This is a genomic window from Flavobacterium sp. XS2P24, assembly GCF_030010285.1.
Taxonomy (GTDB): Bacteria; Bacteroidota; Bacteroidia; order Flavobacteriales; family Flavobacteriaceae; genus Flavobacterium; species Flavobacterium algoritolerans.
This window is the reverse complement of sequence record NZ_JASCRU010000022.1, coordinates 17,375-33,264: the sequence shown is the minus strand read 5'-3', so window position 1 is coordinate 33,264 and position 15,890 is coordinate 17,375. Positions and strand designations below refer to the sequence as shown.

At 32.7% G+C, this 15,890-nt stretch carries 13 protein-coding genes and 1 other RNA gene; 7 read left to right on the top strand and 7 right to left on the bottom strand.

The annotated features are described in order from the left end of the window. Positions 1–53: 53 nt before the first annotated feature. Together QLS31_RS12720 and QLS31_RS12715 are read right to left on the bottom strand one after the other, a co-directional pair. Positions 54–2,525 (bottom strand): TonB-dependent receptor, encoded by a 2,472-nt coding sequence (locus QLS31_RS12720; protein ID WP_282744177.1) that lies wholly within the window; start codon positions 2,523–2,525, stop codon positions 54–56. A gap of 12 nt (positions 2,526–2,537) precedes the next feature. Continuing rightward, positions 2,538–4,235 (bottom strand): M23 family metallopeptidase, encoded by a 1,698-nt coding sequence (locus QLS31_RS12715; protein ID WP_282744175.1) that lies wholly within the window; start codon positions 4,233–4,235, stop codon positions 2,538–2,540. 174 nt (positions 4,236–4,409) lie between these two features. On the opposite strand from QLS31_RS12715, the gene QLS31_RS12710 reads away from it, so the two are divergent. The 4 genes from QLS31_RS12710 (at position 4,410) to rny (ending at position 6,774) form a co-directional block, all read left to right on the top strand. Then, positions 4,410–4,700 carry a hypothetical protein gene (locus QLS31_RS12710; RefSeq protein ID WP_282744174.1) on the top strand — a complete coding sequence of 97 codons (291 nt, stop codon included), beginning with the start codon at positions 4,410–4,412 and terminating at the stop codon, positions 4,698–4,700. An 8-nt stretch (positions 4,701–4,708) separates the two neighbouring features. After that, entirely contained in the window at positions 4,709–5,002 is a 294-nt protein-coding gene (locus QLS31_RS12705) for a cell division protein ZapA (RefSeq protein ID WP_099716105.1), read from the top strand. Between the two features lie 51 nt (positions 5,003–5,053). Continuing rightward, positions 5,054–5,160, top strand: a non-coding RNA gene (ssrS, locus tag QLS31_RS12700) — 6S RNA. Between the two features lie 48 nt (positions 5,161–5,208). After that, on the top strand, positions 5,209–6,774 hold the full coding sequence (gene rny, locus QLS31_RS12695; protein WP_099716106.1) for a ribonuclease Y: 1,566 nt from the start codon (positions 5,209–5,211) through the stop codon (positions 6,772–6,774). A gap of 107 nt (positions 6,775–6,881) precedes the next feature. On the opposite strand, the gene QLS31_RS12690 is transcribed toward rny, so the two are convergent. From QLS31_RS12690 to QLS31_RS12675, 4 genes are all read right to left on the bottom strand, one after another. Continuing rightward, complete coding sequence (locus QLS31_RS12690) at positions 6,882–8,408, bottom strand: PAS domain-containing protein (protein WP_282744173.1); 1,527 nt, start codon at positions 8,406–8,408, stop codon at positions 6,882–6,884. Positions 8,409–8,596: 188 nt separating this feature from the next. Further along, positions 8,597–9,493 (bottom strand): site-specific tyrosine recombinase XerD, encoded by an 897-nt coding sequence (gene xerD / locus QLS31_RS12685; protein ID WP_282744172.1) that lies wholly within the window; start codon positions 9,491–9,493, stop codon positions 8,597–8,599. An 80-nt stretch (positions 9,494–9,573) separates the two neighbouring features. Further along, a complete protein-coding gene (locus QLS31_RS12680; protein ID WP_282744171.1) occupies positions 9,574–10,173 on the bottom strand; it encodes a hypothetical protein in 600 nt (199 codons plus the stop codon). 156 nt (positions 10,174–10,329) lie between these two features. Further along, positions 10,330–10,920: a porin family protein gene (locus QLS31_RS12675; protein ID WP_099716109.1), complete on the bottom strand. Its 591-nt coding sequence runs from the start codon at positions 10,918–10,920 to the stop codon at positions 10,330–10,332. Between the two features lie 328 nt (positions 10,921–11,248). Here QLS31_RS12675 and QLS31_RS12670 point away from each other — a divergent pair, with 328 nt between their 5' ends. From QLS31_RS12670 to QLS31_RS12660, 3 genes are all read left to right on the top strand, one after another. Beyond that, complete coding sequence (locus QLS31_RS12670; RefSeq protein WP_282744170.1) at positions 11,249–11,812, top strand: porin family protein; 564 nt, start codon at positions 11,249–11,251, stop codon at positions 11,810–11,812. A gap of 75 nt (positions 11,813–11,887) precedes the next feature. Next, complete coding sequence (aroQ, locus tag QLS31_RS12665) at positions 11,888–12,301, top strand: type II 3-dehydroquinate dehydratase (RefSeq protein WP_099716111.1); 414 nt, start codon at positions 11,888–11,890, stop codon at positions 12,299–12,301. Between the two features lie 97 nt (positions 12,302–12,398). Beyond that, complete coding sequence (locus tag QLS31_RS12660) at positions 12,399–14,885, top strand: DUF5686 and carboxypeptidase regulatory-like domain-containing protein (RefSeq protein WP_282744169.1); 2,487 nt, start codon at positions 12,399–12,401, stop codon at positions 14,883–14,885. An 88-nt stretch (positions 14,886–14,973) separates the two neighbouring features. On the opposite strand, the gene QLS31_RS12655 is transcribed toward QLS31_RS12660, so the two are convergent. After that, on the bottom strand, positions 14,974–15,840 hold the full coding sequence (locus QLS31_RS12655; protein ID WP_099716113.1) for a cation diffusion facilitator family transporter: 867 nt from the start codon (positions 15,838–15,840) through the stop codon (positions 14,974–14,976). Positions 15,841–15,890 lie beyond the last annotated feature (50 nt).

Here is a 15,890-nt window from a genome sequence, read left to right as displayed (position 1 = left end):
AATACTTCATTTAACGAATTAAAATTGGGTTAAACTTTACCGCTTCTTAACGTTTATAACTTCGCAGTCAATTTAACATTAAAAACTCTGGTGGTCATATAATTAGGAATTGCATATTGATTTTTCGAATATACATCCCGAACCCAAGTATTCGTAATGGCATTTTGATTGTCAAAAAGATTAAAAATTTCTAATCCTATCGCCAACTCTTTAAAGTTTTTGAACCAACCCGTATTATTCTCTTTTCTTGTAGTGTTATCTATGAAAACTTTGGAGAAACCAACATCTACACGGCGGTAATCATTCAATCGATTTTGGTATAAGTAAGGATCAGCATACGATGGCGAACCTCCCGGCAATCCAGTATTGTAAACCAAATTCAAGTACAATTTTATACTTGGAATATTAGGCATATAATCTTGAAACAAAAGCCCAAATTTCAGTCGTTGATCCGTAGGTCTGGCAATATATCCTTTATCATTACTATTTTCCTCTGTTTTCAAATAGCCAAAGCTAAACCAAGATTCTGTTCCGGGTACAAATTCCCCGTTCAAGCGAACATCTAATCCTTGCGCATAGGCTGTTGCATTATTATTGGCTGCGTAACGAATGCGAACATTGTCAATCGTGTACGTATTTACATCTGTTAGCGATTTATAATACAACTCCGAGACTAATTTAAAAGGACGACCCCACATCTTAAAACTATAATCATTCCCAAAAACAATATGCACCGATTGTTGCGCCTTAGTATTGGGTTGCAACATTCCATCCGCACCTCTCAATTCCCTGTAAAATGGCGGCTGATGGTATAATCCTCCTGAAAGTCTAAAAACCATATCTTTCTCCCAATCTGGTTTTATGGCAAACTGTGCTCTGGGACTAAAAGTAATTTGGGACTTTCCAGTTATAGCAGTACCTATAACTTCCCAATTGTGCATGCGCACGCCAGCATTATACCAAACTTCACTCGAACCAATATTCGATTTCAAACTCCATTGACCATATCCCGAAAATCTATTGATAGAGTTAAAATTAGTCGCTCGAATATTTTGATACGGAACAAGCGGTCCGGTGTAAGGCGAATACGGCTGATCATTTTTAGGCAAATCAATAATTGGTGGATTCAATGAAAAACCAGCCGAATCAATTACCTCCCACTCTATTATTCTGTCACGAATGGATTCCCGCGTATATTTAATTCCCCATTCAAATTGATTTTCTTTCCAATCGTGGAATCCTTTTACCTCGGTATTTACAATTAGTGCATCCAAATCATTTCTGGCATGACTCAGCTGCGAACCAATTCCTCTTGTAAAAGCGACTTCTCCAAAAGTTTCTGACCCAATACTGGAATCCACTTCGCCTAAACGATGTTGGGCGAAAATATCAAAATATTCTTGTTCTAAAGTATGAAAAACAGAACCGATGAATTTCAACGTAAAATTATCAGAAACATTGAATGTTGTTTTTAAAGCTCCAAAATAAGTATCGTATTTATCCTTTTCCTGACCTTCATAAAAAACAGTAAGTGCCATAGGATTATCTATGGTTCCAAAAGTAGTCTGTCTCGTCAATGGCTGATATTGGTATTTATTTTGAGAAATATTCCCTAAAAAACTCCACTGCCATTTAGCCGAGGCCTGATAATTTATATTGGTTTGAATATCTGCAAATGACGGCGTAAAATTAGTCTGTGTCTCTTGGCTTTTTACCAAAAGGCTGTTGTTTCGATATCGAACTCCCGTTACCGCAGACCATTTTTTATCTTTAGAAACCGCATCAACAGAAAGGCTTCCGCCAAGAAAACTCGCTTCAAGGCTTGCGCCAAATTTAACCGGTTTTCGATACGTAATATCTAAAACAGACGATAGTTTATCTCCGAATTTAGCTTGAAAACCTCCCGCCGAGAAATCAACATTTTGTACCAAATCAGTATTAGTGAAACTCAAACCTTCTTGCTGTCCCGAACGAATCAGGAACGGGCGATAGACTTCAATTTCATTTACATAAACTAAATTCTCATCGTAATTCCCACCGCGTACGGCGTATTGTGTACTCAATTCGTTATTTGAGTTTACTCCCGGTAAAGTTTTTAAAATATTTTCGATACCGGCATTAGCTCCTGGAATTTTTCGGATAACCTCAGGCTCAATTGTAGAAATCCCTTGAATCAGCTTTCTGTTATTGGACGTCACAATCACTTCACCCATTTGTTCTTCCTGATCACTCATCACTGGGTTGAATTCCTTTTGCTCATTGGAATCCAAAGAAAAAGTTATTGTTATTTTTTTTAACGAAACATGCGTAAAAACAAGCGTTACTTTTTGGTTCGCAGGAACTTTTAGATCGTAAAATCCATTTTTATTGGATTGAGTGCCAATACTGGAATAAGAAACATTTACGTTACCTACGGGTTGATTGTTTTTGTCTAAAATAACTCCTTTTATTCTAGCCGTTTGAGCCAATAAAGATAGGCTTACGAAGAAAAAAAAGAAAACAAAAATTAATTTATTAGTACTCAAATGATTTGGTTTTTATTTTTTTTGGCTTCTAAAAAAACGACTTTCAAAGATAGTTGAATTTCCTACATTATCAATCACAACAACTTTTAAATCATTGGCACCTTCAGCGACAATTCCATCAGTAAAATAATGGGTTAGTTTTCTGGCTTTATTATCATACTCGAATAACACCCATTTTCCGTTTAAATAGCCGTTGTATGATTTTATGCCAGACACTTCATCGTATATAGAAAGCTGAATTGTTTTTTGCTCGCTGATCCATTTCCCTTCTACAGGAACCGCCATAGTTATTTTTGGTGCAATAGTATCTGCAACCAAAGCATATTTACCTAAAATTTTAACCTTTGTATTGAATATGCTGTCTTTTCTATAGGTTGGATTGTAATTTATTTTCTTTCCTTCTATTCTGCCAATGAACATTTTCTCCCTCTGTGCTTCAGTCGATTTTGTATCTTCAATTGAAACCGTAAAATTAGTGTGGGCAGGAACTGTATCGTCGTTTAAAAACAAAGTGTCATTTTTTACATCAAAATTCAAATCAAAATCTTCGTAAAAAGTTCCTGCAGGAAAGAAAACCGACATATTTGCTAAAGCAAAATTGCTGTCTTTATTCGCTTTGACAAAATAGTTCGATTGCACTGGCTCAGGAGCGATAGTTGTAGACAATAAATCATATTGAATAGGAATAGCTATTGTTTTTTTATTTCCAAAAAAATCCGAAACTTCAATACGATATAACGATGCTAAATTTGGAGTTACCTGTAAAACTCCTTTATTTTCATCGGCTTGGATAATGCTCAGATTATAAGGCGTTTTCGTGAATAATTTCTGAACCCGTTGCTGCATTTTCTTATATCTCGAATAATCAATCAGCGCATTGATATAGCGCATTTCGTCAAATGAATAGGTATTGAATTCATAACCGAAATTTGGTTTTCCATTATAAAAAGACTGCACTTTATATACTCCGTTATTATTAAACGAAACATCATCAGTATCATAAGCCGATATACCAAAACCTATTGTACCGTTTGCAACTACTTTATCAGAAAGGTAAGTTCCATCTTTTTGCAAAGAAACATTTAGCAACAAAGGTCGTTTCGAGTGATTAACCGTAGTTTTCGAATCCAAAGGATACACATAAACTCCGGAAACGACAGGTTTCTTTGTATCTTTTAAAAATTTATCGTACCCAAAAAGCAGCGGATTGATTATAAACTCTGTTTTAGTATCTCGAAATTCAAAATGTAAATGTGGTCCTTCTGAAGCTCCTGTATTCCCGGAAAAAGCAATGATTTCTCCTTTTTTTACTACCATTTCATCAGGTTTAAAAAACATTTCGATTTCAAATGATGCTTCTTTATAATGCGTTTTCTTGATGTAGTTTTCTATTTCGCTATTGGCCATTTTTAAATGCCCATAAACTGATGTGTACCCATTGCGATGGTTGATGTAAATTGTTTTTCCGTTTCCAAAAGTTGAAATCTTTATTCTGGACACATAACCATCGGCCACTGCATATACTTTCAATCCTTCTTTTTGTTGCGTTCTTAAATCAAAACCTGCATGAAAATGGTTGGGTCTCAATTCTCCAAAATTTCCTGATAATTGCATCGGAATATCTAAAGGAGATCTAAAATAATCTTTTGGATAGTCAACTTGTGCAAAAACAGAAGTGCAAAAAAATAAAAAAAATACAGAAAATCTCATCGTTTACATTTTTGCTAAGATAAAAAAAGTATTCAAAACAGCGATAAAAAAAATGGTTCGTAACCATTTGTACAACTGATATTTAATTAATTTAATGCAAAAAAAATAATAAAATATTGCAAAATTAAAAAGGAATACTAACTTTGTATGATTATGTAATGAATAAGATATATAATGAGTGCAATTGCAGAAATTATTGATACTCTTGAAAGTAAGATTGAAAAACTTTTCACAAAAATAAAAGGTTTGGAGAAAAATAATCAAGATTTGAAAAACGAATTAACAAAAACTGCATCCCTAATACAAACTCAGTCACAAGAGATTGAAGCGCTAAAAACGCAGTATGAAACACTCAAAGTAGCAAATACATTACTAGGCAGTGACGATAATAAAAGAGATACGAAGCTTAAAATAAATTCATTAATTCGCGAAATTGATTACTGTATAGCACAGCTATCAGATTAATAAAAGATATGGACGAAAAGCTTAAAATTAAAATATCAATCGCAGACAGAGTCTACCCGTTAACGGTTGATTTCTCTCAGGAAGAAGGCCTTAGAAGCGCTTCAAAAAAAATTGATACGATGATCAAGCAATTTGAAGAAAATTATGCTGTTCGTGACAAGCAAGATGTATTAGCCATGTGTGCTTTACAATTTGCCTCACAAACAGAACAAAAACAAATTGATAATGCGATAGATGGAGAAGCAACTATCGAAAGAATTAAAAAAATCAATGCGATTTTAGATCAATATCTCGACAAATAAACGTTCTTTACAAAAACTAAGATACTGCCTACATTAGTTCATATTTGGTAAACTCAACACTAACAATTTAGAATGAGCAAATCATCGTTACTATAGCAAGCCAATTCAGTTTGGAAGCTTGAACAACGAGTTAGCTCAAAACTTGTCTTTTCGAGTTTATACAAGCAATCTAATGTAGGCTTTTTTATATATAAATTTTAACAAACATGGACAACATATTAACGATTATTATTTCAGGAATTATAGGTATTGCGGGAGGTTTTGGGATCGCCAAATTGATTGAAAAAAGCAATATTTCAAACTTAATTAAAAACGCAAAAAAAGAAGCAGCATCCATATTAAAAGATGCAAATCTGGAAGCTGAAAACATAAAAAAAGATAAAATTCTTCAAGCAAAAGAAAAATTTATTGAATTAAAATCAGAGCACGAACAAGTTATTTTATCCCGTGATAAAAAAGTTGCAGAAATAGAAAAAAGAGTTCGTGATAAAGAATCTCAAGTTTCTAATGAATTATCAAAAGCTAAAAAAGTAAATGATGATTTCGAATCTAAAACTTTAGAATACACCACTAAAATTGAAAACCTAGATAAGAAACAATCTGAAGTTGACAAATTGCATAAAAGTCAATTGCAACAATTGGAAGTTATCTCTGGTTTATCTGCTGAAGAAGCTAAAGATCAATTAGTAGAAGGATTGAAGGCGGAAGCAAAAAGCAAAGCAATGTCTCATATTCAAGACACTATTGAAGAGGCAAAATTGACTGCACAACAAGAAGCTAAAAAAATCATCATCAATACCATTCAAAGAGTTGGTACAGAAGAAGCAGTAGAAAACTGTGTTTCGGTATTTAACATTGAATCTGACGACGTAAAAGGTAGAATCATTGGTCGTGAAGGTAGAAACATAAGAGCACTGGAAGCGGCAACTGGAGTAGAAATCATTGTAGATGACACACCAGAAGCAATTATCCTTTCTTGTTTTGATCCTGTACGTAGAGAAATTGCACGTTTGGCTTTACATAAATTAGTAACTGACGGAAGAATTCACCCAGCTCGTATTGAAGAAGTAGTTGCAAAAACTGCTAAACAAATTGACGATGAAATTATAGAAGTTGGTAAACGTACCGTTATCGATTTAGGAATTCACGGCTTACATCCTGAATTGATTAAAGTGGTAGGACGTATGAAATACCGTTCTTCTTACGGACAGAATTTATTACAACACTCCCGTGAAGTTTCTAAACTTTGTGGAATCATGGCTGCTGAACTTGGTCTAAACGTAAAATTGGCTAAAAGAGCTGGTTTATTACACGATATTGGTAAAGTACCAGATGCTGAAAGTGATTTACCACACGCATTATTAGGAATGCAATGGGCGGAGAAATATGGTGAAAAAGAAGAGGTTTGTAACGCTATTGGAGCACACCACGATGAGATTGAAATGAAATCATTATTATCGCCAATTATTCAGGTTTGTGATGCAATATCAGGAGCAAGACCGGGAGCGAGAAGACAAGTATTGGATTCTTATATTCAACGTCTAAAAGATCTCGAAGAAGTAGCTTACGGATTCAGCGGTGTAAAAAACGCTTATGCAATTCAAGCTGGTAGAGAACTTCGTGTAATTGTGGAAAGCGAAAAAGTTTCTGATGAAAACGCAGCTAACTTATCTTTTGATATCTCTCAAAAAATCCAAACGGAGATGACGTATCCTGGACAAGTTAAAGTAACTGTAATTCGTGAAACAAGAGCCGTGAATATCGCTAAATAATTTATTTAAATTTTAATAAAAAAAAACTTCTCATCACTGAGAAGTTTTTTTTTACATGCTATTTAATTACTTTATAAGATACTTTATGATCTATCGAACACAATTAACTAATCACTTAAACTGTCGTGAAAAACGATTTTAAAAGTAGTTCCTACTCCTACTTCACTTTCAACCGAAACAGTCCCTTTCATCGATTCTATTTGATTCTTCGTGATATGCAATCCTAATCCCCTTGCCTCTTCATGCTTGTGAAATGTTTTGTACATACCAAAAAGAGAATCTCCATATTTCTTCAAATCGATACCCAATCCGTTATCAGAAATTGACAACGTTTTTTTACCATTTTCCAAAGCGAAAAAATATTTTATCTCTACTGGTTTATTAGGGTTCGAATATTTTATGGCATTTGTTGTAAAATTCAACAAAATACTTTCTAAATACGCGGGATTAAAATCGACAAAAACGCCCTCAGGAATCTCATTAATAATGGCAGCTTGATTATAATTTTTTAAATTCTTGATCAAATCTAAAGTCTTATTTAAATATAAATTCAAGTCTAATGATTTAATCGGAATGTTCGAATTACTTTGTAATAGCACCAATTGAGTCAAATTAGCAATTGTTTCGTTTAAATCATTGGAAACAGTGCGCAAATGAGCCAACATTTCTTTGTTACTCTCTAAATTATCATCCTCATCTATAATGTCTAATAGTGATTTAATATTTCCTGCTTGTGTATTTAAATTATGGGATACAATATGTGAAAAATTCAATAGTCTGCTATTTTGCTGACTATACAATTCCATTGTTCGCACTAATTCTAGCTCTTTTTCTTTTTGCGAAGAAATATCAGTATGCGTGCCAATAACTCGCAATGGCTTCCCTTCTTCATCACGCTCAATTACTTTTCCTCTGTCTAAAATCCATTTGTATTTTCCGCTGGAGGTTAAAACACGGTGGTAATTTTCATAAAAAGGTATTTTATTATCAAAATGATCATGGATTTCGGAGTAATATTTTTCTAAATCATCCGGATGAACAATTTCGTCCCAACGTTCCGGATTATCAAAAATATCCAAAGACTCCTGCTCCAAAATTTTCATCGATTGTGAGGAATAAAAGACTTTGTTAGTCGTTAAATCCCAATCCCATACTCCTGCAGTAGAAGCTTCAAGAGCAAATTTAAATCGTTCTTCAGAAATTTTAAGCTTGATTTCCTGTTCTTTTAAGTCCGTTACATCTGAAATTCTTCCATAAAAAGCAATATTCCCATCAGGATATAATTCTGGTTTTGATGAAACTTTAAGCCATCTCAATCCCTTTTCAGGCAATAAAACTCGAAACTCAAAATCCCATCTTGTAATATTCCTTTTTGCATTTACCAATGACTGAAAAAACGACAATCGATCCGCTTCAAATATCCTGTTATAGATCACATATTTGTCACTGTCAACAAAATGATTTGAAGACAGCTCAAAAAAATCGTCTACCGATTTACTCACTAAAGGAAATAAATAGGTATTGTCAGGAGCAATCACAAATTCAAAAATTAAATCTGGAATCTCATTAAATAATTTACTGTAAAAATCATTTACCTCTTGGCAATTTCCGTTTTGGGGAAAATCAAAAACCATACTCTTTTTTATAACATTTAATATATGAACAATTTAGATTATATTTTTTATTTAACAGACAAATTAACAATAAAATCGCACCAATTTGATGAGATTATAAACTGAATTTTCAGAAATTTAATTTTAGGCTTAATCCGTAAACCTTTTCTTTCTTAAATAATTCTAAATGTTAAATTATTAACAAAATGTTATTTTCTGGGATGAAATGAATTTAGAACTTGAGTCAGAAACGTTCTGTCAAGATGTACATATATTTCTGTCGTTGTTATCGATTCATGCCCAAGCATCAATTGTATAGAGCGCAAATCAGCCCCGTTTTCTAAAAGATGAGTAGCAAAAGAATGTCGTAAAGTATGCGGACTTATCGTTTTATTCAAATCTATTTTGACCGCTAAGTTTTTAATAATAGTAAAAATCATAGCCCTGGTTAACTGTTTTCCTCTTCTGTTTAAAAAGAGCGTATCCTCAAAACCTTTTTGAATAGTAATATGAGTTCTAATGGTATTCCTGTAAATTTGAATGTACTTCTGCGTCAAATCACTTATGGGCACAAAACGCTGTTTATTACCTTTACCCGTTATTTTAACAAAACCTTCCTCAAAAAATAAATCCGAAATTTTCAAAGAAACTAATTCGGAAACCCTTAATCCACATCCATAAAGGGTTTCGAGCATGGCGCGATTGCGTTCGCCTTCGTTAGTGGTTAAGTCAATTGCAAAAATAAGACTATCAATCTCTTCCACCGATAAAGTATCCGGAAGTTTCCTGCCTGTTTTGGGAGTTTCAATAAGTTCTAATGGATTATCTGCTCGATAATCTTCAAAGACCATATAACTAAAAAAACTTTTAAGACCCGATATGATTCTGGCTTGTGAACGTGGATTGACTTCCTTAGCTACACTATAAATAAATTGCTGAATCGTTTCTTCTTCAATTTTTATTGGTGAAACAACAATTCCATTTTTAGTCAAAAAAAGACACAACCGTTCAATATCGAAAGAATAATTATCTATAGTATTCTTAGACAAACCGCGTTCAATTTTCAAGTATGACTGATAGCTTTTGATGCAGGAAATCCAATTCATAGTTGCAAAGTAACGCTTTTTTGAGCATAAAAAAACCACTACAAAGAGTGGTTTTAAAAGTATTTTTTAAGAATAATAGGTTATTTTCCCCATTTTCCTCCACCCAAATAAAATCCTAAATGAATCCCTAAATAAGAATTTGCTACAGAGCCTTTATTAACTCCGTTAGAATCTTCTAAATTAGTATCAGGAACTAAATTATACTCCAGACCCATTCTGAATTTACCCCATTCAAAACCAGCTCTAACTAAACCACCAAATACACCGCTAACTTCCGGTTGTAATTCTGTTCCAGCATCCACATCAGCTTCATTAAATTCAACATTTCCAATAGCATAATAACCCGCTCCACCTCCAATATAAGGGACAAAAGATTTTCCAGATTTGTTAAAATAATAATCATAAGTGCCTAAAAACGAACTACTCGCAGAAAGCTTAGCATTATCAATTTGCCCATTAGTACTTTCTACATCACGAACTATCGCTGCAACACCCATTCTTAAACCAACATTCATATTATCCTGAATATTATACTTTGGTTCCAAAGAAAATAAGATGCCACCACCTCCATTAGTAGGAACAACTCCTAAATCTAAACCAACTCTAAAACCATCTTTTTTTTGCGAATAAACGTTGAAACCAACGAAAGTAATAAGTACTGCTAGAATAATTCTTTTCATTTTTTATGTTTAATTGTTAATAACGACATAAAAGTATATTAATTATAAAGTACTACACTTCCTACCTATTATAAGTTATTAACATATTATAATTATGACTTTACATAAAAAAACCTCCCAAATTGGGAGGCTTAGAATATAACTTTTTTAAAAATATTAAAATTTGTAACCTACTGAAATTTGAAAAACAGAATTTTTAGATTCATCTTCTCCGGGGAAAATTTCATCTTGCAAACGTGTCAGGCCTAAACTATAACGCACACCAATCATAAAGTTTGGCGTAATATCATATCCTGCACCAAAATTCAAACTTACATCGGTTGATTTAAGCTCGTCCTTAACGTCCTCTGATTCTCCACCGGATTTAGCTTTGGCTGATACTAAAAATCCTATTTGAGGACCAAGTTCAAGACTAAAAGCATCCGCTACATAATATTTAGCCATAACCGGAATAGTAATGTAATCTAATTTCAAATCTCCACTTATCCCCTCAAACTCTAATTCAGTTCCCTGCGCAGAGTACAAAACTTCAGGTTGAATAGCGAATTTATTACTAATCATAAATTCTCCAAAAAAACCAACATGAAATCCTACTAAAGATTTAGTATTTACTCCATCTACATCAGCATTAGTAATTGTGGAGATATTCAAACCTCCTTTAACCCCAAATGCCATATCTGCTTTTTCTTGAGCATTCACAAAACCAAAAGTGAACACCATAACTACCATTAAAATAATTTTTTTCATGATTCATCATTTAAAATTAATACTACCAAAGTTAAAAAAATCAAATAGGAGAAGGCTTATTTAAAAGAAAAACTCGTTGAGTATCAAATAAATCAGATTAAAAACAGTAAAAAAATATTTCGTAACTATCTGACTATCATTATTTTATATTTTTTATAAATTTAAAAACATAAAATAAAGGTAAAAAGAGAGCACTTAATATTGCTTTTGTAATTTATTGGACTAATTTTTGCAAGAATTGGTTTTAAGAAAAATTAGACAATAATACTTAAACAAAATAGTTTTAAGTAAAAGTCCCAATTCAATTATTAATATAAAAAAACAAATTATGAAGAGAATAATTTTAGTAGCAGTAGTACTTCTTGTCGCGTCTGTAGACATGCAAGCTCAATTGGTCAAGTTTGGAATTAAAGCTGGTTTAAACTATGCCAATCAAACTGGAAGCGACATAACCCTTACCAGTGATAATTATGATAATGAAGCCATTACGAGTTATCATGCAGGTTTAATTGCCGAAATCAAAGTAACCGATGGTTTTTCAGTTCAGCCCGAATTATTGTACTCTACTCAAGGTGCAACCTATAAGAATGCTGCTGAAGAATTCAAAAATGAATTGGGGTACCTGTCTATTCCCGTTCTAGCAAAATTTAATTTTAATAAAACAGTCAGTCTTGATCTTGGTCCCCAAGCCTCTTTTTTATTAAGCGAAAGAAAAAATGTGGATTTTAAAGAGTCTGAAACTTTTGAGTTTGGAGTTGCCGGAGGTTTAACATTAAATGTTACAAAAAGCATTTTTCTGCAAGGACGTTATGTATTAGGTCTTACTGAAGCATCTAAAGATGCTGATGTCAAGAACTCAGTAGTGCAAATTTCTGCTGGATTTAAATTCTAGAAATAAAAAAATTAAATTTATCAAAACCGTTCTTTAAATTAGAACGGTTTTTTTATTTTTACCAAAACTGGAATTATGAAAATAAGTATCATCAACGGACCAAATCTCAATCTTTTAGGAAAACGCGAACCAGAAGTTTATGGCAGCTTAACTTTTGAAGAATATTTTACGACTTTACAAATAAAATTTCCAACAATAGAATTCTCTTATTTTCAGAGTAATATTGAAGGAGAATTAATTGATAAAATTCAGGAATTTGGTTTCACCTACGATGGTATTATTCTAAATGCTGGCGCTTATACCCACACTTCCATTGGCATTGGTGACGCCATAAAAGCTATCACAACTCCAGTTGTTGAAGTCCATATTTCGAATACATTTTCACGTGAAAGTTTCAGACATCAGTCCTACATTTCTGGAAATGCAAAAGGAGTAATCTTAGGTTTTGGTTTAAAAAGTTATGAATTGGCTATCCAATCTTTCGTGTAAGTCACATTTTAGAATAAAAATATTCTTATAAATGTTTAACAAATAATTAATAGCCTCTTTTTAAACTTCTTATATTTTTGTGAAAGAAAAAACTTTCATGAGAAAATACTACCTACTTCTAATTTCATTGGTATCGCTTACCAACCATGCACAAATAAAAGGAACCGTTTCTGACGAAAAAGGGAATCCCCTACCTTTTGTGACTATTTTTCAAGAAGAAACCTATAATGGGACTACCTCAAATGAAGTAGGAAAATATGAACTCAACTTGAAGAAAGCGGAAAAGCAAACAGTAGTATTCCAATTTTTAGGTTTTAAAACGCAAAGAATAACAATTCAAACGGATAAATTACCCTATTCATTTGACGTTAAAATGATTGAAGAAAGTTATTCTTTAAACGAAGTGGTTATCAACACCAAAATCAATCCTGCAATTGCTATCATAAAAAATGCGATTGCCAGCAAAAAAGAAAATACTGAAAAAACAGCACGATTCAATGCTGATTTTTATTCCAGAGGAATTTTCAAACTTAAAAATGCCCCTAAAAAAATATTCGGCCAAAAAATTGGCGATCTGAATGGTTCTTTGGATTCTACAGGAACGGGTATTATTTCATTGTCTGAAACTTTTTCTAAAATTACTTTTGAGAAACCCAATAATTTAAGAGAAGTCGTAACCGCCTCCAAAGTAAGCGGAAGAGATAACGGCTACAGTTACAATACGGCCAGATCTTCGTTTTATGACTTCTATGACAATACGATTGACTTTGGGGTTAATATGATTTCTCCAATCGCAAATAATGCCTTCAATTATTATAAATATAAACTGGAGAGCACTTTTTATGATGACAATAATCAAATGATTAATAAAATAAAAGTTACTGCAAAACGTGACAGCGAACCTGTTTTTGAAGGTTACATTTATATTGTTGAAGATTCTTGGGCGATATATGCCGTTGACTTGGATATTAAAGGTTACCGAATGAAAGAAGAATTTGTAGATGTAATGACCTTAAAACAAAACTTCAGTTACAACAAAAGCAACAAAATATGGGCAAAAAATACCCAAAGTCTCGATATTACAGCCGGAGCCTTTGGAATAAAATTCGATGGGAAATATACCTATGTCTACAGTAATTATGAATTTGTAAACTCATTTGCTAAAAAAACGTTTACAAATCAAATTACAAGTGTCGAAATAAATTCAAATAAAAAAGATTCTATTTTTTGGAATAGCAACAGACCCATTCCTTTAACCATTGAGGAAAGCAATGATTACATTCGAAAAGACAGTATTTATAAGGTTCGAAATTCTAAAAAATATTTAGATTCTATTGATGCAAAAGGGAATAAATTCAAACTGCTGAAAATCTTAACGGGTTATACTTATAGAAACAGTTCAGAGAAAAATTCCTTTAGTTATGAAGGATTACTAAATCTGGGTTCTCTAAGTTTCAATACTGTACAAGGATATAATTTTGATTCTGGATTTAGATACACCAATTGGAAAAATCAGGAAAACAAAGGAATATATACTTCTATAAGTACTAAACTCAATTATGGTTTTGCTGAAGATCGTTTGCGTATAACAGGACAATTTATCCATCGGTTCAACAACCAGAATTATGCCACTCTATACTTGACCGGAGGAAATACAGTGAAACAATTTAATGCAGAACAACCCATTAGTGCTACAATAAATTCGATAAGTTCATTAGCATTTAAGAACAATTATATGAAGCTGTATAACCTTGAATTTGCAACAATTGGCTATAGCCAAGATATTGCAAATGGAGTGAACCTAAATGGAAAAATAGAATACCAACAACGCAAACCATTATTCAATACTACTGATTTCTCATTTTTTAACAAAAATGATTTATACACTTCGAATAATCCTTTGGTTCCAGATGATTTCACAACTCCAGCTTTTGAAAAACATCATTTGATGAAAGCGAATCTAAATGCAAGAATAAATTTTGGAAATAAATATTCTTCCCGTCCAGACGGAAAATATAATATTAGAAATGAAAAATATCCCACATTATTTTTAGGGTATGAAAAAGGCTTTGCTGCCAATGAAAAAAAATATGAATTTGACCACATAAATGCACGATTAACTTATGATTTAAAATTGGAAAATAAAGGAACTCTAGGAATGAATTTAAAAGCTGGAAAATTCCTGAATGCAGAAAATATCTCCTTTGTAGATTACAAACATTTCAATGGAAATCAAACACACATAGGTCAGACAGAGCGCTACTTGAATGTTTTTAACTTATTGCCTTATTATTCTAACAGTACAAATGACCGTTATTTTGAAGCACATGCAGAATACAATGACGAAGGATATTTCATGAATAAAATTCCCTTGTTGAATAAATTAAAATCAACATTAATTCTAGGTGCTCATACACTTTCTACACCAAATGTTAAGCCATACACTGAGTTCACGGTAGGCTTAGATAATTTAGGATTTGGAAAATTTAAGATACTAAGAATTGACTATGTACGTTCCTACCAAAATGGATTTCAAGGTGACGGAGTAGTTTTTGGACTTAAATTTTTAAATATTTTAGAGTAAAACTTCCACAAGAAAAAAAGGCACAAGAAATAATCTTCTTGTGCCTTTTTTAGCTTTTATAAATTTCAAAATGAATTAAATTATAAAATTAATTCGGTTCTACATGAATTAAAACATGACCTAATTCAGGTATTTCCTCCCGCAACGTATCTTTCAGTTTATGTGCTAAGTCATGCCCTTCTTTTACCGTAATATTCGAATCTACAATTGCATGTAAATCTACGTGATATTGCATTCCTGCTTTTCGAATAAAACACTTTTCAGTATCTATTATTCCGTCTACTTGAAGTGAAACTATTCTAATTTGCTCTATCAAATCATCGTATAAATGTTCGTCCATGATTTCGCCCAAAGCGGGTCTAAAAATAAGATAACTGTTATAAAGAATAAATCCTGAAGCAAAAAGTGCTGCCCAATCATCGGCTGATTCGTATCCATTTCCTAAAATCAAAGCAATTGAAATCCCAAGAAATGCCGCTACAGATGTTATTGCATCGCTACGATGATGCCAAGCATCAGCTCTTAATGAGGAACTATTTGTTTGAATACTCCTTTTCATCACTACTCGAAAGGAATACTCTTTCCAAATAATTATTGCCCCTAGAACGATTAATGTCCATGGTTTTGGCAATTCATGTGGCGTACCAATATTGATGATACTTTCATAAGCGATGATGGTGGCAGAAGTGATTAAGAAACCAACAACCAAAAAAGTGATTAAAGGCTCTGCCCTTCCATGTCCGTAAGGATGATTTTTATCAGCAGGTTTATTCGAATATTTTATTCCAAATAAAACTAAAAATGAAGCAAAAATATCCGTGGTAGATTCAATTGCGTCCGCTATTAAAGCATACGAATTTCCAAAAAAACCTGCCAGACCTTTAATAATGGCCAAAGATGTATTTCCAATAATACTAAAATAAGTGGCCTTTATCGCTGTTTGTTCCGTTGACATGCTCTTTTTCTAAAGATGAATTAAAATTAAAAACGTTTAAGTAAACCGTA